Source organism: Paraburkholderia sp. A1RI_3L (genome assembly GCF_048957895.1).
In the GTDB taxonomy this organism is placed as follows: domain Bacteria; phylum Pseudomonadota; class Gammaproteobacteria; order Burkholderiales; family Burkholderiaceae; genus Paraburkholderia; species Paraburkholderia kururiensis.
In genome coordinates this window covers 1,075,569-1,097,716 of sequence record NZ_JARCHA010000001.1, presented here as the reverse complement: position 1 = coordinate 1,097,716, position 22,148 = coordinate 1,075,569, and the positions used below count along the sequence as shown (strand labels likewise).

The following is a 22,148-nucleotide window of genomic DNA, read 5'->3' as shown; positions in this document are numbered from 1 at the left end:
AACCGGCCGGCGCGAATACTTCCGTAAGCAACAGTGACGGATATTAACCGATTACCGGGTCATCCCTGCCTCGGCAACCGGCCGATGGGGTGCTATTATAGATACATTCATGAACGAATGTAAAAGCGTGGATGGGTGGCGAGCACAAAATTTCCGCCCGATTGTTTCGCTTTCTTGTGTCGCAACAATCCAATTGTTGCGACGATCGTTCAAGCAGCCCCCGCAGCAACGCAATCAGAGCAGGTCAGACGATTATGGTTCGACGTACGAAAGAGGAAGCGCTGGAAACACGCAACGGCATCCTCGACGCCGCGGAGCGCGTCTTCTTCGAGAAGGGCGTGTCGCGCACTTCGCTCGCCGACATCGCTCACGCCGCCGGCGTCACGCGCGGTGCCATCTACTGGCACTTCGCCAACAAGGGCGACCTGTTCACCGCCATGTTCGATCGCGTGCTGCTGCCGTTCGACGAACTGAAGGCCGCGTCGCGCGACCCCAGCGAACCCGATCCGCTCGGCCGCATACGCGACCTGTGCGTGCTATGCCTGCACGGCACGGCCACCGACGAACATCGTCGGCGCGTGTTCGACATCCTGTTTCTGAAGTGCGAGTTCGTGGAAGAAATGGGTCCGGTCGTGGAACGTCACCAGACCAACATACGAGAAGCGCTCGTCAACATCGAAGGCGGTCTGCTCAACGCCATGTCCAAGGGGCAGCTGCCCGCGGATCTCGATGCCGCGCGCGCGGCGCGGCTGCTTCATTCGGTGATTGGCGGCGCGCTGCGCGACATGCTGATGTCGCCCGATCTGTTCGACATGGCCCAAGGCGCCGAGCGCACCGTCGATGCCATGCTCGACGCGATCCGCTACAGCCCTGCGTTGCGGGTTGCGCCCGCACCATCCACGGACCAGCCGGTAGCCTGAACGCCGACGGCTCGCCGGGCGCGCGCCCGGCAGCCGCTGCAGCCAACGCGCCGCTCAGGCGGCTTCGCGCCCGGCCCGCGCTTTCTGGTTTGAGGCGTAGATGGTGCCGCGCTCGAGCGGCGCGCCGGCCTCCACCGCCGCAATCCACTCGTCGGTGTTCGCCACCGCCGCAAAGCGCGACTGGAACACCACGCAGAACACGCGATGAATCTCCTCCGCCGAAGCGAAACCCGCGCTGTTCTCGTACGACAATGAGCCCGTTGCATCGGCGAGAAATTCCACCGTCAGGCCCGCGTGGACAGCATGGTAGACGGTGGACGCATCGCAGTTGTGCGTCATGTACCCAACGACGGTGAGCGTGTCGATCTCGCGGGCGGCCAGCCAGTCGGCGAGGTCCGTGCCGGCAAATGCGCTTGGCAGCGACTTCTCCACGTAGTGGTCATGCGCGCGCGACGCCACCACCTCGTGCAGTTCCGCGCCGCGGCTGCCGCGAGCGAAGATCGGCGCACCGGCAGGCGCAAAGTTCTGCACGACGATCACGGGCACGCGCGCCGAACGGGCGGCGTCGATGGCGCGGCCGATGTTCGCGAGCGAATGATTGATGTCGGGATACTCGATCAGCAGGTTGCCATCGACGTACTCGTTCTGTACGTCGATAACGATGAGCGCGCGACGGGGCGGCAGCGACATGGAAACGCTCCTTGCGTAACGGGATGGGTGTGCGGCGTGCAATGCGGCGGGCAGCATGCCAGAGCGCACGCGACGGCTCAAGTTCAAAGCGCCTGAGTCCTCGGCGCGTTCACCCTTGCGCGAACCAGCGCGCCACGTACAACAGCAGCGCGACGAAGAAAATCATGGCGGCCCAGGCCCAGGTCGGCACCGCATGCGGCGCACTTTCGTGGCGCAGCGTGCTCGCGGCGCGTCCGCTCAACGTGCCGCCGTGTTGGGCGAGATGCGCGCGGCGGGCGACACCCGCGAGACTGATGGGTCGAAGGAACACATGCTGACGCCGCGCAGTCGTGCCGCGCGCGCGGTTCGGCCCCTGGCCGTGCTTGGCTTGAACGACTGCGCAGAACTCGGTGAAGAAGTCGTCGGCGAGATCGTGCAGCGCATTTTCGAGTTGCCGCGGCGGCAACTGCGCAAGCGGTCCCGCGAGCGTCGCCCACACCGAGTAATCGACGCGCGTGCTCGCACCCTTCGAGAGACCCGCCGGCCCCGCGGGATGGTCGTCCGCACGCAGCGAGACGTCGATCTGCCCGCGCAGCGAGCCGACGCCGTCGGCACGCGCCTTGAAGCTCAACGTACGTTCAGGCGCATAGGGCTCCTGCCCTTCCTTCGGCACCACATGCACGCGGATTTCGTAGCGCGCGCGCAGCGGCCCGAGCGGCACGGTCAGCGTGAGTTCGTATTCGCCGGGCCCGAGCTGGCGGAACGACTCGCAATTCTCCATGCTTGCGCGCAGCAGGGCGATATCCTGCAGCGCGTCCCATACGGCGGACGGGGCGAGTGGAATCCGTAACGCGTCGTTCAGTTCCATGGCGGCCTCCCCCTTTTCTCCCCCTTCAGCGCGCGGCCTCGCCGATCACGATGTCTGGTCGATGCGATCGACGCGCGAAGCGTAAAACGCCAGATAGCCGGTAATGTCCTTCACCTTCTCGAACGGTTGCTCGTAGCTCCACGCGGCATTTTCGATCAAGCCGTCTTCGGTACGCAGATGGAAGTACGAGGCGTTGCCCTTGTACGGACAGTGCGATGTGTGATCGGACCGCTCGAGCCGCGCCATGTTGACGTCGGCGCGCGGGAAATAGAAGACGTCGGGCAGCCCGCTCTCGGAAAGCGTGAGCCCCTGATGCGTGTCGGCCACGGTAATGCCCTGATGGATGACTCGCACGCGATGAGAATTGGCCGCAATATCGATGCGATGATCGGCAGCCGGTTCCACAGCCATATTCGATCCCCTGTTCGTCAACCGTCGCCGCCGCGTCGCAGGCGTCGGCATGTTGCAGCGCCGCACCGACGGGCGCCTTTGCCGGGGCGCCCGCGCGCCATGCAAGACACTGCACCAACGCACGCATGCTGCGGCACACCAAACGAAAAAGCCACGCTGCAAATTCGTGGCTTCATTATCGACGAAAGTTAAATCGGCTGCGCGGCGTTCATGCGCGCAGCCGCACGAACCAGCGCACCTACTGCGTGTTCCAGTGGAAGCCGGCGCGGGCCGTGCCCTTGGCCGGTATCGTCACGGCGCTCACCTTTTCCTCGCCCTTGTAGCTTGCGTGCACGGTGTAGCGGCCGGGACGCAGCCGCACCAGCATGAACGGGCCGCGCGAAGTGGTGGAGAGTGCGTCGCCGCCGTGCGAATCGACGATGCGCACGCGCACATCCGCGAGATAGTCCGCTGTGGGGCCGGTGAAGCGCAAGGCGAGCGGCCACTCGCTCTGCGCGCGCTCAAGCGCCTTCGATTCGTCCAGACCCACGCCGCCCGAGACGAACGACACGTCGCCCTGCTGCTGGACTTGCGGCAGACCACCGCCGTTGGCGTTGCCCGCGCTCGTGTTGTCGGTGGCGCTGCCACCCGTCACGTCGCTGGCCTGGGACCAGGCAGAGGTGGCGAAGCCGCCCGACGCAATGGTGGCCAGCCCGGCTACGGCGGCCACCGCGGCGAAGGATCGTAGTTTGCGTTGGGTATTCATCTTTTACGCTCCTGACGTGGTTGTTGGCTTCAGCCGGACATAGTCGCACATGGCATGCCCGCCTCCTGTCAAAACCTAACGTTAGACCGACCGGCGGTTCGCCGGCCGGGTTCCCGAAGCGTCACGGGAAGATGTAACGCGGTGCAACCGGGCGAACGGGCTGCGGATTGCGCCGTCCGCCGCCTGGCCGCTGAGGCTTGCAGCGTCAGCTCAGATCGACCGGCACGAAGATCTGTGCGTCGTCGCGCTGGATCAGCAGCGCGATGCTGCTGCCAGCCTGGGCCACCATCTGCTTCAACTGCTCCACCGAGGTCACGGGCCGGCCGTTCACGGCGAGAATCACGTCGCCCGGCTGGATGCCGGCGCTCGCCGCCGCACCGCCCGCCTGCTGCACGAGCAGGCCGTGCGTGAGCGACGTGCCGCTCTTCTCCTGCGGCGTAAGCGGACGCACAGCGACGCCGAGGCGGCCCTGCATCTGCGGCGTGGAATCGTTCGACGCCACCTTCGTGTCGTTCAGCGTGCCGATGGTCACGCTGAGGTTTTTGGTGCCCTTGTCGCGCCACACCTGGATGTCGGCCTTCGTACCCGGCTTGATGCCCGCGATCTGCGAGGGCAGGTCGGCCGAATCGGTCACCGGCGTGCCGTTCACCGAAAGAATCACGTCGCCGGGCTGCAAGCCGGCCTTCGCAGCCGGGCCGCCCGGGTCCACCGAGCTCACCAGCGCGCCCTGCGGCTTTTGCATGCCGAACGAGTTGGCGAGCGTCTGGTTCATCGACTGCACCGACACGCCGAGCCGGCCGCGGCTCACATGGCCCGTCTTCACGAGGTCGTCCTTGACCTTTATCGCCTCATTGATCGGGATAGCGAACGAAAGGCCCTGGAAGCCACCCGTCTGCGAATAGATCATCGAGTTGATGCCGATTACTTCGCCCTGCAGATTGAACAGCGGCCCACCGGAGTTGCCCGGGTTCACTGGCACGTCGGTCTGGATGAACGGCGTGTAGTTCTCGTTGGGCAGCGAGCGCGACTTCGCGCTGATGATGCCCGAGGTCACCGTGTTGTCGAAGCCGTAGGGCGAGCCGATGGCCACCACCCACTGCCCCACCTTGCTCTGACGCGGATCGCCGATCTTCACGGTGGGCAAGCCCTTCGCATCGATCTTGAGCACCGCCACGTCGGACTGCTTGTCCGCACCGATCACTTTCGCGCGGAACTCGCGCTTGTCGGTGAGCTTGACCGTCACGACGTTCGCGCCGTCCACCACGTGCGCGTTGGTGAGGATGTAGCCGTCGTTGCTGATGATGAAGCCCGAACCGAGGCTCGTGCTGGGCACGTCGGCCTGGTCGCCGCCGTCGCCGCCATCGTCGCCCTGCATGCCGGGCATGTTGCCGTAGAAGTGGCGGAAGAACTGGTAGAACGGGTCGCTCGGGTCGATGGGCAACTGCATGTTGCCGCCGCGCTGCGCGGTATGCCGCACGACGTGCTTGGCGCTGATGTTCACCACCGCCGGCCCGTAGGTTTCCACGAGGCCGGAGAAATCGGGAATGCCGGTCTTCGCGGCGGCTTCGGCCGGCATCAGCGCGGCGGCTTGCGCGGGCGTGATGACCTGAGGCGGCGTCACGTTGCGCTGGCCCGCGACGTAACCCGCCGACAACGCGACGGCAACTGCCACGGCAACGGCACTGCGGGTAAGAATCTTGGCTTTCATTGCAGGGCTCCTGTCGAGAGGAATGCTTTTTGATGCCTCGAAGCGTAAGGGGTATCGCTTAAAGGAGTCTTAAAGCATTCGCGGGCTGGGAGCCGCTTGCAGACTGGCGCAGACGGCTTTGGCGACCTGCGCCGTAGGTGAGTCGCGCGGTGGCCGCGCAGGCCTGCCGATGGCCCGTCGCCCGTCAGAACCGCACGGTCACGAGCAGGCCGCCCGCGGGCGAGTCGCCGAGCATGATCTCGGCGTCGTGCTGGCTCGCAATGCGCCGCACGATGGCAAGACCCAGGCCGCTGCCCGATATGTCGGTGCGCGCGCGCGACTCGCCGGCGCCGACGCGATAGAAGCGGTCGAACACGCGGGGCCGTTCCTCCGCGGGAATGCCGGGCCCGCTATCGGCAATACACACGACAGGATGGCCCTCTGCGAGACGCAGGCTCACGTCCACGCGGCCGCCGGCCGGCGTGTACTTCGTTGCGTTGTCGAGCAGGTTGTTGAACATGACCCGCAGCGCTTCCGCATTGCCGTTGATGGTGGCGGGCACACTGTCTTCGATGCCGAGGTCCACGCCGCGTTGCTGCGCAAGCGGCGCGTAAGCTGCCACGCAGTCGTCGAGCAGACCATGCAGGTCGACTGCGTTGTGCGCCGACGCGCGATTGTCCGGCTCGGAACGGGCCAACGCGAGCAGTTGCTCCGCGAGCCGGGTGGCACGCATCACGCCTGCCTGCAGATCCGCCAGCGACTCGCGGCGGGTTTCGTCGTCCTTTGCGCGCGCAACCAGTTGCGCCTGGATCTGCACGGCCGCAAGCGGCGTGCGCAGTTCGTGGGCTGCGTCGGCCACGAAAGCGCGTTGCGTATCCAGCGCCTGGGCGAGCCGTTCGAGCAAGGCGTTGAGCGCGCGCACGAGCGGTTGCACTTCGTGCGGCAAGCGCCCTTCGGGCAACGGGTCGAGCGCTTCCGGATGACGCGTATCGAGCGCGCGCGTCACGCGTGCGAGCGGCGCCAGGCCGCGCCCCACCACCGTCCACACCGCGAGGCCCAGAAACGGCAGCAGCACGATGAGCGGCCACAGCGTACGCAGCGCCACGTTTGCGGCGAGCCGGTTGCGCACCGAGATGGGCTGCGCAAGCTGCACCACGTTATCGCCGACGATCGCGCCATACACGCGCCAGTCGCCGCGGTCCGTGCGCTCGGTGGAAAAACCGAGCTCGGCACGCGGCGCAAGCGGCGCGCGCGGATGCGAGTAGTACATGAGCACGCCGTTGCGGTTCCAGATCTGCAGCACGATGCCCTCGTCGCCGGTATCGCGCGAACCGAGAACCTGCGAGAACGGCTCGGACGGCAGCGCGGCCGCAATTTCCTGCAGCTGGTAATCGAACAGCTCGTTGGCTTCGGCGAGCGCCTGGCGATAAATCAGCCAGCCCGCGGCGCCCACCCCGGCCACGACGAGCGCAAGCAGCCAGAACAGCAATTGACGGCGAATCGAATGCATCGACCTGAGGTTTCCGTGGTTTCCGGTGTACGTGGAGAAATGCGCGGACGTGCGCGCCAGTCAGTCCTTCGCGATCATGTAGCCGAGGCCGCGCACGTTGCGGATCAGGTCGGCGCCAAGCTTCTTGCGCAAGGCGTGGATGTACACCTCGACGGTGTTGCTGCCGATCTCTTCGCCCCAGCCGTACATCTTCTCTTCAAGTTGGCTCTTCGAGAGCACAGCGCCAGGGCGCGCGAGCAGCGCCTCGAGCAGCGCGAACTCGCGCGCGGAAAGCGCGACGGGCGCGCCGTCGAGCGTCACCTGGTGTGCGGCCGGATCGAGCGTGAGCCCGCCATGCCGGATGACCGACTCGGAGCGCCCGGACTGCCGCCGGATCAGCGCGCGCATCCGCGCACCCAGTTCGTCGAGATCGAAGGGCTTGATCAGATAGTCGTCCGCGCCGGCGTCGAGGCCCTTCACGCGGTCGGCCACCGCGTCGCGCGCCGTGACGATCAGCACCGGCAACGCGTGGCCCCGCGCGCGCAGAGTGCGCAGCACGTCGAGCCCGTCGCGCTTCGGCAAGCCCAGATCGAGCAGCAGGAGATCGTAAGGCTCGCCGGACGCGGCTGAAAGCGCGGCCTCGCCGTCCTGCACCCAATCGACCGCGAAGCCCTCGCCGCGCAACGCCTTGCGCACGCCCTCGGCGATCATGCGGTCGTCTTCCACTAGCAATATGCGCATGGTGATCGAGAAGAAACGGTGGCGTCGAGCCGGCACGCGGCGCGCGGCAGGTCTCGACGAATAGTCCCGCATTCTAGCGCCCGCGCCTGACGGTTGCGGCAACGGAAGGTCGCAAGAAGGCGCCGGGCTTTTGACGCAGCGCCGCGGCATGTCTCTACAATGAGCGCTTCGTCCGAATCACCGGACCGCTCGCCTGCCTGCCGCACGCGCCACCGCGCCGGCCAGCCTGGCGGTTCGCCGACTGCCCGATTTCGCCTTCCATGCCGCTCGTCCGCCTTGCCTCGCTCGTCGTCCTGTCCGTGCGCCATCTGCTCCGCCCTCACTCGCCATCACGCGAGCAGACGAGTACCGCACCGAAGCATCCGCGAGCCACACGCAACGCGCACGTAGCCCGCACGGTGACCGTCACGACGCTGTTCGCCACGTGTGCGACGGGCGCCGGGTTCCTCGCTACAACGCCCGCCGACGCGCGTCCCGCAAAGGCGCGGCATCCGTCGGTCAACGTCTCGACGGTGCTGCCGCCCTCGGTCATGGTCGGACTCGAGCGCGCCCGCGTGCCGCTCTCGTCCATCAGCGTCGTGATCGAAAAGGTAGGCAGCCGCACGCCCGTCGTGGCGCTCAACGCGGCCGAACCGATGATGCCCGCCTCCACGATGAAGCTCGTCACGACGTGGTCGGGCCTCTCGATTCTCGGCCCCGACTACCGCTGGCGCACGAGCGCCTACGCGGACGGCGAAACGGACGCGAACGGCGTGCTGCACGGCAGCCTCTACATCCAGGGCACCGGCGACCCGAAGCTCGTGCCGGAAGAATTGATCGACCTCGTGCAGAAGATCCACAAGGCCGGCATCAACGGCATCGATGGCGCGCTCGTGCTCGACAAACGCTTCTTCGATCCTTCCACGCGCGACCTGCCGCCCTTCGACGACGACGCCACCGCGCCCTACAACGTGGGCCCCGATCCGCTGCTCTACGCGTTCAAGTCGCTCGCGTTCACGCTTACGCCGTCGCCGGACGGCTCCGTAGCCGTCGACGTGCTGCCCGCGCTCGCGCAACTTCAGATCGACGACCGTTTGCGTGCCACGCGCGGACCCTGCACGGGCGCCGCGTCGGCGCTTGCGCCGTCCGTGGAGCCCGAGACCAACGGCACCGTGGCCGCCACTTTCGCGGGCGACTATCCGTTGCGCTGCGGCGCGCGCACGATCAACGTCGCGGTGCTGGACCATTCGGCCTTTTTCGCCGGCGGTTTCCTCGCCTTGTGGCGACAGACAGGCGGCACGTTCACAAGGCCCGACGGCGGCGCGGGCGCCATCCGTGAAGGCGCCGTGCCCGCGGGTGCGCGGCTCGTCGCCACGCACGAAGGCCCCGTGCTCGCGGACATCGTTCGCGACATCAACAAGTTCAGCAACAACGTAATGGCGCGCAACCTGTTTCTGACGATCGGCGCGGTGACGAACAAACCGCCCGCCACGCCGGAGAAATCCGCGCGTGCCATCGCGGCCTTCCTGCGGCGCAGCGGCCTCGACATGCCGGACCTCGCAATGCAGAACGGCTCGGGGCTGTCGCGCGACGAGCACATCAGCGCGCTCTCGATGGCCAATCTGCTGCAGGCGGCCAATGCGAGCCCGGTTGCGCAACCGTTCGTCGAATCGCTGCCGGTGGCCGGCGTGGACGGCACCATGCGCCACCGCCTCACGGACCTGCCCGTGGGCGGCAACGCGCATATCAAGACCGGCACGCTGCGCGACGTGCGCGCGATTGCGGGCTACGTAGCCGCCGCGGACGGCGAGACCTACGTCGTGGTCAGCCTGATCAACGATCCGCACTCCGAAGCGGCCCGCGCCGCTCACGACGCGCTGCTCGAATGGGTCTACCAGGGCATGCCGCAGGCCACCACGGTCAACGTGACCGAACACGCGAAGCGCCGCAAGGCACCGGCTCGAACCGTCCCGCGGAGCGGCGCGCATTAGCGCCCGCTCACGCCGGTTACGGGCCCGCTCCGGGCCTGGGCGCACGTGGAAGAATCCCTCTAGCAAAGCCTCGCGCCGGGGGCGTGGGAGCGTGTACCCTGTCGGGCAGCACGCGGCAGCGGAGGTCTTTTCACTGCACTTTCTGCTGCACCTGCCGCGGCGTTTAAAACACCAAACGAATACGAGACCCGGCATGCGCCACCGCCGCGCATGCCCGAGACCAGGAGGGAGACATTCTCATGCGGTTCGATGCCGAATTGCTTCTGCTTGCCATGGCGCCCGTCTTCGTGGGCTGCATCGGCTGGGAAGCCTGGCATCTGTCGCGCGCGCAGCCCGGCAGCGGCATCTACAGCTGGCGCGACACACTCTGCAACGCTGCGCTCGCGCTCATGCACCAGGCAGCCGACAAGGTAGCGTGGCTCTTCGTCATTCCCGTCTACGCGTTCTTCTACGCGCATTTCAGGCTGTTCACGCTACAGCCGGGCTGGGCCTCGTTCGTGCTGCTTTTCGTGGCTCAAGACCTGCTCTACTACGCGTTCCACCGCGCGAGCCATCGCGTGCGATGGCTGTGGGCCGCGCACGTCGTGCATCACTCGTCCGAACGGCTCAATCTCTCTACAGCTTTCCGTCAGAGCCTGATGTACCCGGTCGCGGGCATGTGGGTCTTCTGGATTCCGCTCGCGGTACTCGGCTTTCCTCCGTCGCAGATCGTCGCGATCGTGCTCATCAATCTCGCCTTCCAGTTCTTTGTGCACACGCAGGCCATCGGCAAGCTGGGCTGGCTCGAATACGTCTTCAATACGCCGTCGATCCATCGTGTACATCACGCGCGCAACGACCGCTACATCGACCGTAACTACGCTGGCGTACTCGTGATCTGGGACCGCCTGTTCGGCAGCTACGTAGCCGAAGATCCGGCCGAGCCGCCGGTCTACGGCATCGTCGAACCGCTGCACACGTACAACCCGCTCAAGGCGACGTTCCATGAATGGGCGTCGATGCTCGTCGATGCGGCGCGCATGAAAGGGTGGCGCAATCGCCTCAAGGCCCTGTTCGCGCCGCCCGCCTGGGCGGCACAATGGCACGCGGCGCGCGATGCCGCGCAAGAACAAACAAATGCCACGACAGGCATCGTGAGCAGCGCAGCGGGTTCGGACACGAAAGCCGGCACCGTGCGCAACGCGTGAACGAGGTATCCGGGAACAATCAAGGAGCAATCCTTGAGCAAGCGAGGTTTCTGTAAGCGGGCGCCCGTCGTCGCGGATTCATCCTGGCGGGACGCTGCGTGCACCACTGGCGCAAAGCCAACATACGAGGAGATGTAGTCAACATGAACCACAAGACAATCCAGCCGCAAAAACGGGCCAGCCGTACACGCTTCGCGAAAGCTGCCATCGCCAGTGCCGCGTTCGCACTGCTTGCAGCCTGCGGCGGCGGAGGCGGCAGCAGCAATTCGTCGTCGTCCGGACCGGCGGGCGGCGTCACGCTTCAGGTCGTATCGTTCGGCGATAGCCTCTCGGACGTCGGTACGTATTCGCCCGTGATCGCGCTCGACTTCGGCGGCGGCCGCTTCACGACGAACCCCGGCGAAATCTGGACGCAGAAGGTCGCCGAATACTACGGCGGCTCGCTCACGCCGGCCTACCTGGGTGGCTTCGGCCAGCCGCTGCAGGCATCCACCGGCCTCGGCTACGCGCAGGGCGGCTCGCGCGTGACGGACCCGAACGGCATCGGCCATGCACCCGCGGGCCAGCCCGACTACGCACAGGCCACCACCGTGCCGATCGTCACGCAGGTTCAGGAGTACCTCTCCGCGCACACGAGCTTCAATTCGGGGCAACTCGTGCTGCTGAACGGCGGCGCGAACGACATCTTCTACCAGGCCGGCGTCGTCCAAGCCGCCGTAGCCGCTGGCCAGAGCCAGTCCACCGCGGTCCAGCAAGCCGTGACCGCAGTCGGGCTGGCGGCCACGCAATTCGTGCAGAACGTCGTGGCGCCGGTGCTCGCCGCGGGCGCCACGCACGTCGTGGTCTCGAACGTGCCGGACATCGCGCAAACGCCGCAGGGTCTCTCGGGCGGCGCGGCGACCCAGCAACTCTTCGCCGGCCTCGTGACCGCGTACAACCAGACGCTCGCGGGCACGCTGCAGGCGACGGGCCTGATGAGCAAGGTGATCTTCGTGCAGGCCGACCAGTGGCAGGACGGCATTCAGGCCAACTTTCAGGCCAACGGCTTCACGGTGTCGAACACGGGCACGGCCTGTAACCTCACCGCGATGGCGACCAATGCCGCGAAGTACGGCGTGACCAATCCGCAGGCGTTTGCTTCGTCGCTGTTCTGCTCGCCGCAGACCTACACGGTCGCGGGTGCGGACCAGACGTACATGTACGCGGACACGGTTCACCCGACCACGCACCTGCACGCGCTCTTCGCACAGCAGGTGGAGAAGCAGATCGCGGCATCCGGGCTCGGCAAATAAGTCGACAGATAAGAAGCGCTTCTCGCGAGCAGCAAAAAGGCCCGGCCATCTAAATGGCCGGGCCTTTTTTTGATGGGCGTTTCGTTGAGTCTCTCAGGATGGGTTGCGTCGTGGCTTGAATCGCGGGCTGCGACGCGCGTTATCCGTGTTGCGCCTGTTGCGCCTATTCGCGTCCGTTGCGCTTATTCGCGCGCTTCAAACGCCGCCGCAGCGCGCCCGAGCCGGTCGTTCACGGCGATCCACTCGATGGTGTCGGGCAGTTTCTCGACGAGGATGCGCGCAACGTTGGCGCGATCCAGCGCCCGCAGCAAGCCGTAGAGTTCGCGCGCATAGACGTGCGGGTCTTCGGGCGCCGCCACGAAATGCACGCCTTCTGCCGTCGCCCACGCGCCTGCTCGCGAAGCGCGGGCCACCAGCGCGATACGTTCGTCGGCGGGTCGCTTTGCAAGCAGCGCTTCCAGGGCGTCAAACGGCAGCAACACGAGCGGCGTGCGCGGCGCGTAGTGCGCCTTCAGCGTGCCCGAGGCGCGCGGCGCCGTGGCATCGGAACCGTCGGGCAGACGCGGCGCTTCGCCCAGCACGTCGGCAATCTCCTGCGGCGTGACGCGGCCGGGACGCAGCAGCGCCGGAAAGCCGCGTGAGAGATCGAGGATGGTCGATTCGATACCCACGTCCGACGGACCGCCGTCCAGCACGTAGACGCTGTCGCCGAATTCTTCGCGCACGTGCTGCGCGGTGGTGGGACTCACGTGGCCGAAGCGGTTGGCAGAGGGCGCCGCTACGCCGCCGTGCCCGTGCCTGCGCGCCGAAAAGGCCGTGAGCAGTGCCTGCGCAACCGGATGCGACGGACAACGCAGTCCCACCGAATCCTGGCCGCCGCTCACGGCGGCCGGAATGTGCGCGGCGCGCTTGAGGATCAGCGTAAGCGGGCCGGGCCAGAAGGCATCGATCAACTTCTGCGCCTCTGCAGGCAACGACTCCACCCAGAACGCGGGGTCGCCGCCCGGCGGCAGATGCACGATCACCGGATGATTGGCCGGCCGTCCCTTCGCTGCGTAAATGCGCGCCACGGCCTCAGGGTTCTGCGCGTCCGCGCCGAGGCCGTACACCGTCTCCGTGGGAAACGCGACGAGTTCGCCTGCATCGAGCAACGCCGCAGCGTGTTCGATCGCCTCGCGGCTGACGGTCGGTGCAGCGGCGGGCACAGCGGTAGAAGCGGCGACAGGCTTGTCTCGGTCCGGCATGGTGATGAGGTGCCTCAGCTCGTGGCGATGTGCAGCAGGCGAGCGCAATCGCGCGCCGCGGTGCGTGCTTCGTCGAGCGTGGCCGCCGTAAAATTCACGTGCCCCATCTTGCGGCCCGGCCGCGCCTCTTCCTTGCCGTACAGATGCAGGCGCGCCGCAGGCATCGCGGCCACCTCGTGCCAGGGCGGCGTCACGGGCGCGCCGGGGCCCTTGCCGGTCTTGCCCGCATCGGGAAACCACACGTCGCCGAGAATGTTGAGCATCACAGCGGGCGAATGCTGGCGTGTATCGCCGAGCGGCATGCCGGTCATGGCGCGCACCTGCTGCTCGAACTGGCTCGTCGCGCAGGCATCCACCGTATAGTGACCGGAGTTGTGCGGACGCGGCGCCATTTCGTTGGCCACGAGCGAGCCGTCTTCGAGCACGAAGAACTCGACGCACAGCACGCCGACGTAGCCGAGCTTTGCAGCGATATCGAGCGCCGCCTGCTGCGCCTGTTCCACGAGTTGCGGGTTCGCGTCGGGCGCGGGCACGATGGTGTGCGAGAGCACGCCGTGCCGGTGCGTATTCTGGGCGAGCGGATAGACGGCGGTGGCACCGTTTGCGCCGCGCGCGATCAGTGCGGACACCTCGAACTTCAGCGGCAGCCGCTTCTCCAGCACGCACGCCACGCCACCCAGCGACGCATGCGCTTCGCGCACGTCGTGGGCGCTCGCCACGCTCACCTGGCCCTTGCCGTCGTAGCCGAGCCGCGCCGTCTTCAGAATGCCGGGCAGCACGGCTTCGAGCGCGGCATCGTCGATGGCGGCAAGCGCCTCCGACGACTCGATCACGACGTGCGGCGCCACCGGCACCCCGGCCGCCGCGATAAAGCGCTTTTCGGCGATGCGGTCCTGCGCCACGGCGACACACCGGCCGGCCGGGCTCACGAACGTGGTGCGAGCGAGGAAGTCGAGACTTGCGGAAGGCACGTTCTCGAACTCGGTGGAAACGGCCGCGCACAGGCGCGCCAGTTCGGTGAGCGCGGCTTCGTCGTCGTAGGCGGCGCGCAGATGGCGGTCCGCGACGGAGCCCGCCGGGCTGCTTTCGTCGGGATCGAGCACCGCGACGCGGTACCCCATTGCCTGGGCGGCAAAGCAGAACATGCGGCCAAGCTGGCCGCCGCCCACCATGCCGAGCCACGCGCCGGGCAGGATGGGAGAAACGGGTGCGTTGTCTGGATTCATCTCAGTGGTCGGTCACGGCCGGCGGCGCGACGCTCGTGCGCGGCCGGCGGGAAATCAGAGCGCGGGCAATACCATGGCGTGCGCAGCCTGGTTCTGCTTCACGCGGAAAGCCGCGAGTTTGTCCGCGTACTCGGCAGAAGTGACGCTCAGAATCGACACCGCAAAGAGCGCCGCATTGGCCGCGCCCGCCTCGCCGATGGCGAAGGTTGCAACCGGCACGCCCTTGGGCATCTGCACGATCGAGTGGAGCGAATCGACGCCCTTCAGGTACTTGCTAGCCACCGGCACGCCGAGCACCGGCACCGTGGTCTTCGCGGCGAGCATGCCCGGCAGGTGCGCCGCGCCGCCCGCGCCCGCGATGATCGCGGCAAGGCCGCGCGAACGCGCGCTCTCGGCATAGGCGAACATTTCGTCGGGCATGCGGTGGGCGGACACCACCTTCGCTTCGTACGGCACGCCGAACTCCTGCAGGATCGCAACGGCATGCTTCATGACTTCCCAGTCGGAACTCGATCCCATCAGCACGCCGACGATGGGCGCGGCATGCTGGTGGGCGTGCGGGTGGGTCGTCTGGGCTGGCTGGACTTCGCTCATCGTGCTGGCTTCCTCTGGCGCTTCGCGGTGGGTCACGCGAGCTTCTGGCCAGTCAGCCGCTCCAGCGCCTCCTGGTACTTCTGCGACGTCTTTTCGATCACGTCGTCGGGCAGCTTCGGCGCGGGCGGTTCTTTCTTCCAGTTCTGCGTTTCGAGCCAGTCGCGCACGAACTGCTTGTCGAACGAGGGCGGGTTCGTGCCCACCTGGTACTGGTCGGCCGGCCAGAAGCGCGAGGAGTCGGCGGTGAGCGCCTCGTCCATCAGGTAGAGCTTGCCCTGGTTGTCGAGGCCGAACTCGAACTTCGTGTCCGCGATGATGATGCCGCGCGTGGCCGCGTAGTCGGCGGCTTCCTTGTACAGCTTGATCGAGATATCGCGGATGGTGGCCGAAAGCTCGGTGCCGATGCGGCGTTCCATCTCGTCGAACGTGATGTTCTCGTCGTGGTGGCCCATTTCGGCCTTGGCCGCGGGCGTGAAGATGGGCTCGGGCAGCTTCTCGGCGTTACGCAGGCCCGGCGGCAACTGCACGCCGCACACCGAACCGGTGGCCTGATAGTCCTTCCAGCCGCTGCCGGCCAGGTAGCCGCGCACCACCGCTTCCACGAGGATCGGTTCGAGACGCTTCACGACCACCGCGCGACCGCGCACCTGCTCGGCTTCGTCCGCGGCGACGACGCTTTCCGGCGCGACGTCCGTGAGGTGATTCGGCACGACGTGCGCGAGCTTCGCGAACCAGAAGTTGGCCATCTGGTTCAGCACGCGGCCCTTGCCCGGAATCGGCTCGCCCATGATCACGTCGAACGCCGAGAGGCGGTCGGTCGTGACGATCAGCAACTTGTCGTTGCCCACCGCGTAGTTGTCGCGGACCTTGCCGCGGCCAAGCAGCGGCAGCGAGCGGAGCGTGGATTCGTAGAGAGTAGACATCGGGGTAGACATCGTCGTGATTTGCAAAAAGTGGCGCCCGGGAGCTGGCGGAAACGGGGAAAAACCGAGGCTGTTCAAAAGCCAGACGCCGTTCCCACGGTCAGGCGGGAACGGCGGCACGGGTAACAACTGCGCGTGGCTGCGGGCCCTGCGGCCAGCCCACGCCAGGCGGCGAACCCCTGGAACGCCCAGCCGGGAAGCTGGACGCCCTGAATCAGGGCGCCGCCAAACGCCGTATTTTACCGGACGACCTGCGCCAGTTCGCCGGCGACATACTTCTGCGCCATCTTTTCGAGCGAAACGGGCTTGATCTTCGCGGCCTGACCTTCGCAGCCGAAGGCCAGATAACGGTCCACACACACCTTCTTCGCGGCTTCGCGCGCCGGCTTCAGGTAGTCGCGCGGGTCGAACTTCGACGGGTTTTCGGCGAAATAGCGGCGAATCGCGCCGGTGATGGCAAGACGCAGGTCGGTGTCGATGTTGACCTTGCGCACGCCGTGCTTGATGCCTTCCTGAATCTCTTCCACCGGCACGCCGTAGGTTTCCTTCATGTCCCCGCCGAATTCGCGGATCTCGGCGAGCAGTTCCTGCGGCACCGACGACGAACCGTGCATCACGAGGTGCGTGTTCGGAATGCGTGCGTGAATTTCCTTGATGCGCTGGATCGAGAGGATGTCGCCCGTCGGCTTCTTCGAGAACTTGTAGGCGCCGTGCGAGGTGCCGATCGCGATGGCGAGCGCGTCGCACTGCGTGAGCTTCACGAAGTCGGCGGCCTGCTCGACGTCGGTGAGCAGCTGCTCGCGCGTCATCGTGCCTTCGGCGCCGTGGCCGTCTTCCTTGTCACCCTTCATGGTTTCGAGCGAGCCCAGCACACCCAGCTCCGCTTCCACCGTCACGCCGATCGAGTGCGCCATCTCCACCACCTTGCGCGACACGTCGACGTTGTACTCGTACGTGGCCACCGTCTTGCCGTCGGCCTGCAGCGAGCCGTCCATCATGACGCTCGTGAAGCCGCTGCGGATGGCCGTGAGGCACACCGCGGGCGACTGGCCGTGATCCTGGTGCATCACCACCGGAATGTGCGGATACGCCTCCACGGCCGCCTCGATCAGGTGGCGCAGGAACGCTTCGCCCGCGTACTTACGGGCACCGGCGGACGCCTGCATGATGACCGGCGCGCCCACCTGGTCCGCCGCCGCCATGATCGCCTGCACCTGCTCCAGATTGTTGACGTTGAATGCCGGCAGGCCGTAGCCGTTTTCGGCGGCGTGGTCCAGCAACTGACGCATTGATACGAGAGGCATGGTGTTACTCCTTTGATTTGAAACGAATCTGTCGTGCTGCCGGCCGTCTGTCGCGGCCGGTCTGGGCGGGTTTCTCAACCGCCGCGGCGCCGTGTTACACGCTGCCGCTCATCCGAATAAGGGCGATTTTATCGCGAAGCAATCGGCGTTCCGCCTGCCTGGGCACTCTCGCGGGTCCGGAACGTGCGCTGGCTATCGCTTCGGGCGACAGCCGCAGCGCCGGCTGCGCGACGAAGCCGGGCGACGAGCGGTTGGCACGGCCTCTCGCGCGCCGCCTCTTGTTCGCTCGTACCCCGGCTCCGCTACGAACTTAGTACGGCGCACCCACCCGCACGATCTTCAGCGTGTTCGTGCCGCCCGCCTGGCCCATCGGCTCGCCGACCGTGAGCACGACCATATCGCCGCGCGACGCAAAACCCTTCGCCACGACGACTTCGAGCGCCTGCTGCAACGCGACATCGCGGTCGTGGCTGGTTTCGAGGTGCAGCGGCGTGACGTTGCGGTACAGCGCCATTGCGCGCTCGCTGCCCACGCGCGACGTGAGACCGAAGATCGGCACATGGGTCCAGTGACGCGACAACCACAGCGCCGTGGACCCCGATTCCGTGAGCGCGACGATCGCCTTCGCGCCCAGGTGGTAAGCGGTGAAGAGCGCGCCCATCGCGATGGACTGGTCGATGCGGGTGAACGTGCGGTCGAGGAAGTCCTTGTCGAGTTCCACGTGCTCGGACTTCTCGGCCTCGACGCAAATGGCGGCCATCGTTTCGATGGTCTGCACCGGATACTTGCCCGCCGCGGATTCGGCCGAGAGCATCACGGCGTCCGTGCCGTCGAGCACGGCGTTCGCCACGTCCGACACTTCCGCGCGCGTGGGCACCGGCGCGTGGATCATCGACTCCATCATCTGCGTGGCCGTGATGACGAGCTTGTTCGACTCGCGCGCCATGCGGATCATGCGCTTTTGCAGCGCGGGCACCGCGGCGTTGCCTACTTCGACTGCGAGGTCGCCGCGCGCCACCATGATGCCGTCCGAGGCGTCCAGGATGCCTTGCAGCGCCGGGATCGCCTCGGCGCGCTCGATCTTCGCGATCATCTTCGGCTTGAGCCCATAAGGCGCGCCCGCGATGTTCGCGAGCTGACGGGCCATCTCCATGTCCGTGGCGTTCTTGGGGAACGACACCGCGATGAAGTCCGCGCCGAGCGACATCGCCGTGCGGATGTCTTCCATGTCTTTCGCCGTGAGCGCGGGCGCCGACAGCCCGCCGCCCTGGCGGTTGATGCCCTTGTTGTTCGACAGGTCGCCACCCACGCGCACCGTCGTGTGAATCTCGCTGCCGATCACGCGCACCACGTCGAGCACAATCAGGCCGTCGTTCAGCAGCAGCACGTCGCCGGGCTTGAGGTCGCGCGTCAGGTCCTTGTAGTCGAGGCCGACGCGCTCGTCGTTGCCAAGCTCGCAGTCTGCGTCGAGCACGAACGCGCTGCCTGGCACCAGCGTGGTCTTGCCCTTCTCGAACTTGCCCACGCGAATCTTCGGCCCTTGCAGGTCGGCCATGATGGCGACTTCGCGACCGGCCTGGCGCGCACACTCGCGCACGAATTCGGCGCGCTGGCGATGGTCGTCGGCCGTGCCGTGCGAGAAGTTGAGGCGCACCACGTCGAGCCCTGCCTGCATCATTTGCAGCAGGATCTCCGGCGTGCTGGAAGCCGGTCCGATGGTGGCGACAATCTTGGTGGCGCGATGCATGAAACTCCTCGTCTGGGTGAGATCACTAGGAAGTGCGCTGAGAGTCGGGCGTGCAGGCAGTGCCGTTGCGGGCACCGCCATGGGTTGCGCGCCGGTTCGGGCCGGCGTCGCTTTGTGTGTTGGTGTGGCGCTTGTTGCTGTCGTTGCCGTTGTTGCTGTCGTTGCGGGTTCTGCGAGCGCCTGCGTGACGGCGCCGGGGGCAGCCGCCGCGCGGGCGGTTTTCCTGGTCGATGACTTCGTGGATGAAGCTGAAGCGGTGCGCCCGTGAGCGGCGGCCGGGCGTGACGCGCGCGTGCCGGCCGAAGCCGGCTTCGCTGCACGGGCGCGTGAGGCCATCTCAGGCCGCCGCGCGCGATTCGAGCACTTCGACGGCGGGCAGCTTCTTGCCTTCGAGGAACTCGAGGAACGCGCCGCCGCCCGTGGAGATGTAGCTGACCTTGTCGTGGATGCCGTACTTGGCGATGGCCGCGAGCGTATCGCCGCCGCCCGCAATGGAAAACGCCGGCGAATTGGCGATGGCTTGCGCGAGCGTCTTCGTGCCGTTGCCGAACTGGTCGAACTCGAACACGCCGACCGGGCCGTTCCAGACGATCGTGCCGGCCTTCTCCAGCTGCGCAGCGAGCGTTTTCGCCGTTTCCGGTCCGATGTCGAGAATCATGTCGTCGTCGGCGACGTCCGCCACGGCCTTGATCTCGGCCTTCGCCGTGGCCGCGAATTCCTTCGCCGTCACGACGTCCACAGGAATGGGCACCGACGCGCCGCGCGCCTTCGCTGCCTCGATGATCGCCTTCGCTTCTTCGACCAGATCGGCTTCGGCCAGCGACTTGCCGATCTTCAGACCGGCCGCGAGCATGAACGTGTTGGCAATGCCGCCGCCCACGATCAACTGGTCCACCTTTTCGGCGAGCGACTTCAGGATGGTGAGCTTGGTAGAGACCTTCGAGCCCGCGACGATCGCCACGAGCGGGCGCTTCGGCGCGCCGAGCGCCTTGCCGAGAGCGTCCAGTTCCGCCGCAAGCAGCGGGCCGGCGCACGCCACCGGCGCGTATTTCGCGATGCCGTGCGTGGTGGCCTCGGCGCGGTGCGCGGTGCCGAAGGCGTCGTTGACGTAGATGTCACAGAGCTTCGCCATCTTCTGCGCGAGCTCGTCCGAATTCTTCTTTTCGCCCTTGTTCACGCGGCAGTTCTCGAGCAGCACCACGTTGCCCGGGGTCACGCTCACGCCGTTCTCCACCCAATTCGCAACGAGCGGCACGTCGCGGCCCAGCAGTTCGGCAAGGCGCTTCGCCACCGGCGCGAGCGAATCTTCGGGCTTGAACTCGCCTTCCGTGGGACGGCCGAGGTGCGACGTGACCATCACGGCCGCACCGGCGTCAAGCGCGGCGCGGATGGCGGGCACCGAGGCGCGGATGCGCGTGTCTTCGGTGATGTTGCCCGCATCGTCTTGCGGCACGTTGAGATCGGCACGGATGAACACGCGCTTGCCGGACAGCTTGCCTTCGGAGATCAGATCGGAGAGACGCAGTACCTGGTTCATGATTGACAGTGCGTTGATGGTGGGAAGGCGGTGGCGGACGACGTGCAGCCCGGCGGTTGGGCCATTCACGGCCTCGGACGACTTCGGACGGCCTCGCGCAGTTCCGGGCAACCCGGCGCGCCTCGCATGGGGCGCACGATTCAGGTGCCCTCGCGCAGCCCCGAGCCGCCGCACCGGCGTCTCGCTGCATCGGTCCGCAAGAAGGGCATTTTAGCCGATAGCCATGTCGTTCTGAGACCGGCTGCGCCGCATGCCCCCTATTTGGGATCGCCCCGCATGACGCAATGCAGCACGCCTTCCGACCCAATCAGAACAGGAGACGCAGCGCAGTGAATGCCAGCATGCCGGTCACGATCGTGCCGAGCATGCTGCGGCGCCACAAGAACCAGGCAAGACCTGCAACCGTGGCGTAAAACTCGTGGTTGGAAAGCGCGAACGAGAGTCCCTCTGACGTTTCCAGCACGTCGGGCAGCACCACGGCGGCCAGCGCCGCAGCCGGCGCATAGCGCAGCGCGCGCTGCGCACGCTCGGGCAGCACCGTGCGCTCGCCGCCCAGCAGGAACAGCGCGCGAGTAATCGCCGTGACAACCGTCATGCCCGCGATGACGAGCCACATCTGCGTTGCGCTCATGACGAACCTCCGGTGCCGTCGTGGATGCGGCGCAGGTCCGCGCGCTCGATCAGCATGTCCGCCGCGGCGCCCGCTGCGAGCGCCGCCAGCACGGCGAGCGGCAGGGCGAGCCGGTACGGCAGGTCGAACGCGATCAGCGCGACGACGCCTGCGATCGTCACGGCAACGAGCGTGGAGCGCGTGGCAATGGCCGACACCATGATCGGAATGAGCGCGAGCGTGCCGGCGAGCGCGAGGCCCCAGTTATCCGGGATGAGGCTCGCGAGCAGAATGCCCGCCACCGACGACACCTGCCACGACAGCCAGCTCGCGCCGGCCATGCCCCAGAAGTACGCCTCCTTGCCCGGCACGTAGCCGTGCTGGAAGCTCTTTTTCTGGAACAGCAGGAAAATCACGTCGCCGTTGAAATAGCCGATCAACAGACGCCGCCACAGCGGCAAATACGAGAAATGCGGCGCAAGGCCGGCGCTGAAGATCACGAATCGCGTATTGACCATGGCGGCCGTGAGCAGCACGGTCCAGATGGGCAGCTTCGCGGCGAGCAGCGGCAGCACGGCCAGCTGCGACGAGCCCGCATAGACGAGCAGCGACATGCCGAGCGCCTGTGGAATCGTCATGACCGACTTGCTCATCGCGATGCCCGTGACGAGGCCCCACGAGAAGATCGCCATCAGCGTGGGCGAATAGGCGCGCAAGCCTTCCTTGAAGGCACGGCGATCGACTTCGGTGAAACGGGCGCAGGACATGAGGAAGCGGGAGCGGAGCAAGCGCCGCGCGAGGCAGCGCAAGGTGCACGCGCGGCAGCCGTTCTGAGGGCGCCGTGTCTTGCAGCGCCCGTCCGCGCGTCGGAATTTGTCTTATGTGGACGCAGAATTATAGCGTCGGCAGCGGGCGAAATGCCCGTTCTTTGGGCAAAAGACGCTAAAATGGCGGTCTTCGCCGCTCGCCGGATTCACGTGTCAC

21 protein-coding genes are annotated in these 22,148 nt (G+C 66.6%); 5 read left to right on the top strand and 16 right to left on the bottom strand.

The window, feature by feature from the left end; genetic code table 11:
- Positions 1–254 precede the first annotated feature (254 nt).
- Positions 255–920: a TetR family transcriptional regulator gene (locus tag PXJ20_RS05140; protein WP_421030310.1), complete on the top strand. Its 666-nt coding sequence runs from the start codon at positions 255–257 to the stop codon at positions 918–920.
- A 54-nt stretch (positions 921–974) separates the two neighbouring features.
- Here PXJ20_RS05140 and PXJ20_RS05135 read toward each other — a convergent pair whose 3' ends face one another.
- From PXJ20_RS05135 to PXJ20_RS05105, 7 genes are all read right to left on the bottom strand, one after another.
- A complete protein-coding gene (locus PXJ20_RS05135; RefSeq protein ID WP_421030309.1) occupies positions 975–1,610 on the bottom strand; it encodes a cysteine hydrolase family protein in 636 nt (211 codons plus the stop codon).
- Between the two features lie 109 nt (positions 1,611–1,719).
- Positions 1,720–2,457, bottom strand: coding sequence for a CoxG family protein (locus PXJ20_RS05130; RefSeq protein ID WP_199541672.1), 738 nt, complete (start codon positions 2,455–2,457; stop codon positions 1,720–1,722).
- Between the two features lie 45 nt (positions 2,458–2,502).
- Positions 2,503–2,868, bottom strand: coding sequence for a DUF427 domain-containing protein (locus PXJ20_RS05125; RefSeq protein ID WP_033350233.1), 366 nt, complete (start codon positions 2,866–2,868; stop codon positions 2,503–2,505).
- Between the two features lie 238 nt (positions 2,869–3,106).
- Positions 3,107–3,613 (bottom strand): carboxypeptidase-like regulatory domain-containing protein, encoded by a 507-nt coding sequence (locus tag PXJ20_RS05120; RefSeq protein ID WP_421030308.1) that lies wholly within the window; start codon positions 3,611–3,613, stop codon positions 3,107–3,109.
- 205 nt (positions 3,614–3,818) lie between these two features.
- Positions 3,819–5,321 carry a DegQ family serine endoprotease gene (locus PXJ20_RS05115; protein WP_017772825.1) on the bottom strand — a complete coding sequence of 501 codons (1,503 nt, stop codon included), beginning with the start codon at positions 5,319–5,321 and terminating at the stop codon, positions 3,819–3,821.
- A 184-nt stretch (positions 5,322–5,505) separates the two neighbouring features.
- A complete protein-coding gene (locus PXJ20_RS05110) occupies positions 5,506–6,810 on the bottom strand; it encodes an ATP-binding protein (protein ID WP_421030307.1) in 1,305 nt (434 codons plus the stop codon).
- A 60-nt stretch (positions 6,811–6,870) separates the two neighbouring features.
- Positions 6,871–7,530, bottom strand: a complete 660-nt coding sequence (locus PXJ20_RS05105) for a response regulator (RefSeq protein ID WP_042299729.1) — start codon at positions 7,528–7,530, stop codon at positions 6,871–6,873.
- 260 nt (positions 7,531–7,790) lie between these two features.
- Between PXJ20_RS05105 and dacB the strand changes: the two genes are divergently transcribed.
- The 3 genes from dacB to PXJ20_RS05090 all read left to right on the top strand — a co-directional run bounded on the left by dacB (position 7,791) and on the right by PXJ20_RS05090 (position 11,979).
- Entirely contained in the window at positions 7,791–9,500 is a 1,710-nt protein-coding gene (dacB, locus tag PXJ20_RS05100) for a D-alanyl-D-alanine carboxypeptidase/D-alanyl-D-alanine endopeptidase (RefSeq protein ID WP_421030306.1), read from the top strand.
- Positions 9,501–9,739: 239 nt separating this feature from the next.
- Entirely contained in the window at positions 9,740–10,687 is a 948-nt protein-coding gene (locus PXJ20_RS05095) for a sterol desaturase family protein (protein WP_277597336.1), read from the top strand.
- A 143-nt stretch (positions 10,688–10,830) separates the two neighbouring features.
- Positions 10,831–11,979: an SGNH/GDSL hydrolase family protein gene (locus PXJ20_RS05090; RefSeq protein WP_199541676.1), complete on the top strand. Its 1,149-nt coding sequence runs from the start codon at positions 10,831–10,833 to the stop codon at positions 11,977–11,979.
- Positions 11,980–12,161: 182 nt separating this feature from the next.
- Here PXJ20_RS05090 and PXJ20_RS05085 read toward each other — a convergent pair whose 3' ends face one another.
- The 6 genes from PXJ20_RS05085 to pyk form a co-directional block, all read right to left on the bottom strand.
- Positions 12,162–13,223, bottom strand: a complete 1,062-nt coding sequence (locus tag PXJ20_RS05085; RefSeq protein ID WP_421030305.1) for an L-threonylcarbamoyladenylate synthase — start codon at positions 13,221–13,223, stop codon at positions 12,162–12,164.
- A gap of 14 nt (positions 13,224–13,237) precedes the next feature.
- Positions 13,238–14,449 (bottom strand): 5-(carboxyamino)imidazole ribonucleotide synthase, encoded by a 1,212-nt coding sequence (locus tag PXJ20_RS05080; protein WP_421030304.1) that lies wholly within the window; start codon positions 14,447–14,449, stop codon positions 13,238–13,240.
- Between the two features lie 54 nt (positions 14,450–14,503).
- Positions 14,504–15,043 (bottom strand): 5-(carboxyamino)imidazole ribonucleotide mutase, encoded by a 540-nt coding sequence (gene purE, locus PXJ20_RS05075; protein ID WP_026121041.1) that lies wholly within the window; start codon positions 15,041–15,043, stop codon positions 14,504–14,506.
- 32 nt (positions 15,044–15,075) lie between these two features.
- A complete protein-coding gene (locus PXJ20_RS05070; protein ID WP_413213071.1) occupies positions 15,076–15,966 on the bottom strand; it encodes a phosphoribosylaminoimidazolesuccinocarboxamide synthase in 891 nt (296 codons plus the stop codon).
- Positions 15,967–16,205: 239 nt separating this feature from the next.
- Positions 16,206–17,270 carry a class II fructose-bisphosphate aldolase gene (gene fba / locus PXJ20_RS05065; protein WP_026121040.1) on the bottom strand — a complete coding sequence of 355 codons (1,065 nt, stop codon included), beginning with the start codon at positions 17,268–17,270 and terminating at the stop codon, positions 16,206–16,208.
- 310 nt (positions 17,271–17,580) lie between these two features.
- Positions 17,581–19,017 carry a pyruvate kinase gene (gene pyk / locus PXJ20_RS05060; RefSeq protein ID WP_017772813.1) on the bottom strand — a complete coding sequence of 479 codons (1,437 nt, stop codon included), beginning with the start codon at positions 19,015–19,017 and terminating at the stop codon, positions 17,581–17,583.
- Between pyk and PXJ20_RS05055 the strand changes: the two genes are divergently transcribed.
- Complete coding sequence (locus tag PXJ20_RS05055; protein WP_421030303.1) at positions 19,016–19,285, top strand: hypothetical protein; 270 nt, start codon at positions 19,016–19,018, stop codon at positions 19,283–19,285. The genes pyk and PXJ20_RS05055 overlap by 2 nt on opposite strands.
- A gap of 69 nt (positions 19,286–19,354) precedes the next feature.
- On the opposite strand, the gene PXJ20_RS05050 is transcribed toward PXJ20_RS05055, so the two are convergent.
- The 3 genes from PXJ20_RS05050 to PXJ20_RS05040 form a co-directional block, all read right to left on the bottom strand.
- Complete coding sequence (locus tag PXJ20_RS05050; protein WP_017772812.1) at positions 19,355–20,554, bottom strand: phosphoglycerate kinase; 1,200 nt, start codon at positions 20,552–20,554, stop codon at positions 19,355–19,357.
- Positions 20,555–20,861: 307 nt separating this feature from the next.
- Positions 20,862–21,185 carry an AzlD domain-containing protein gene (locus tag PXJ20_RS05045; RefSeq protein WP_017772811.1) on the bottom strand — a complete coding sequence of 108 codons (324 nt, stop codon included), beginning with the start codon at positions 21,183–21,185 and terminating at the stop codon, positions 20,862–20,864.
- Entirely contained in the window at positions 21,182–21,931 is a 750-nt protein-coding gene (locus PXJ20_RS05040) for an AzlC family ABC transporter permease (protein ID WP_017772810.1), read from the bottom strand. Before PXJ20_RS05040 ends, PXJ20_RS05045 begins: the two co-directional genes overlap by 4 nt.
- Positions 21,932–22,148 lie beyond the last annotated feature (217 nt).

Excerpts from the sequence above, each read along its gene's own strand:
- PXJ20_RS05130 (WP_199541672.1), bottom strand. The coding sequence starts at position 2,457 with ATGGAACTGAACGACGCGTTACGGATTCCACTCGCCCCGTCCGCCGTA.
- PXJ20_RS05120 (WP_421030308.1), bottom strand. The coding sequence starts at position 3,613 with ATGAATACCCAACGCAAACTACGATCCTTCGCCGCGGTGGCCGCCGTA.
- PXJ20_RS05110 (WP_421030307.1), bottom strand. The coding sequence starts at position 6,810 with ATGCATTCGATTCGCCGTCAATTGCTGTTCTGGCTGCTTGCGCTCGTC.
- PXJ20_RS05040 (WP_017772810.1), bottom strand. The coding sequence starts at position 21,931 with ATGTCCTGCGCCCGTTTCACCGAAGTCGATCGCCGTGCCTTCAAGGAA.
- PXJ20_RS05140 (WP_421030310.1), top strand. The coding sequence starts at position 255 with ATGGTTCGACGTACGAAAGAGGAAGCGCTGGAAACACGCAACGGCATC.
- PXJ20_RS05070 (WP_413213071.1), bottom strand. The coding sequence starts at position 15,966 with ATGTCTACTCTCTACGAATCCACGCTCCGCTCGCTGCCGCTGCTTGGC.
- PXJ20_RS05085 (WP_421030305.1), bottom strand. The coding sequence starts at position 13,223 with ATGCCGGACCGAGACAAGCCTGTCGCCGCTTCTACCGCTGTGCCCGCC.
- PXJ20_RS05080 (WP_421030304.1), bottom strand. The coding sequence starts at position 14,449 with ATGAATCCAGACAACGCACCCGTTTCTCCCATCCTGCCCGGCGCGTGG.
- PXJ20_RS05050 (WP_017772812.1), bottom strand. The coding sequence starts at position 20,554 with ATGAACCAGGTACTGCGTCTCTCCGATCTGATCTCCGAAGGCAAGCTG.
- fba (WP_026121040.1), bottom strand. The coding sequence starts at position 17,270 with ATGCCTCTCGTATCAATGCGTCAGTTGCTGGACCACGCCGCCGAAAAC.
- PXJ20_RS05115 (WP_017772825.1), bottom strand. The coding sequence starts at position 5,321 with ATGAAAGCCAAGATTCTTACCCGCAGTGCCGTTGCCGTGGCAGTTGCC.
- PXJ20_RS05045 (WP_017772811.1), bottom strand. The coding sequence starts at position 21,185 with ATGAGCGCAACGCAGATGTGGCTCGTCATCGCGGGCATGACGGTTGTC.
- purE (WP_026121041.1), bottom strand. The coding sequence starts at position 15,043 with ATGAGCGAAGTCCAGCCAGCCCAGACGACCCACCCGCACGCCCACCAG.
- PXJ20_RS05090 (WP_199541676.1), top strand. The coding sequence starts at position 10,831 with ATGAACCACAAGACAATCCAGCCGCAAAAACGGGCCAGCCGTACACGC.
- PXJ20_RS05105 (WP_042299729.1), bottom strand. The coding sequence starts at position 7,530 with ATGCGCATATTGCTAGTGGAAGACGACCGCATGATCGCCGAGGGCGTG.
- PXJ20_RS05135 (WP_421030309.1), bottom strand. The coding sequence starts at position 1,610 with ATGTCGCTGCCGCCCCGTCGCGCGCTCATCGTTATCGACGTACAGAAC.
- dacB (WP_421030306.1), top strand. The coding sequence starts at position 7,791 with ATGCCGCTCGTCCGCCTTGCCTCGCTCGTCGTCCTGTCCGTGCGCCAT.
- PXJ20_RS05055 (WP_421030303.1), top strand. The coding sequence starts at position 19,016 with ATGAAACTCCTCGTCTGGGTGAGATCACTAGGAAGTGCGCTGAGAGTC.
- PXJ20_RS05095 (WP_277597336.1), top strand. The coding sequence starts at position 9,740 with ATGCGGTTCGATGCCGAATTGCTTCTGCTTGCCATGGCGCCCGTCTTC.
- pyk (WP_017772813.1), bottom strand. The coding sequence starts at position 19,017 with ATGCATCGCGCCACCAAGATTGTCGCCACCATCGGACCGGCTTCCAGC.
- PXJ20_RS05125 (WP_033350233.1), bottom strand. The coding sequence starts at position 2,868 with ATGGCTGTGGAACCGGCTGCCGATCATCGCATCGATATTGCGGCCAAT.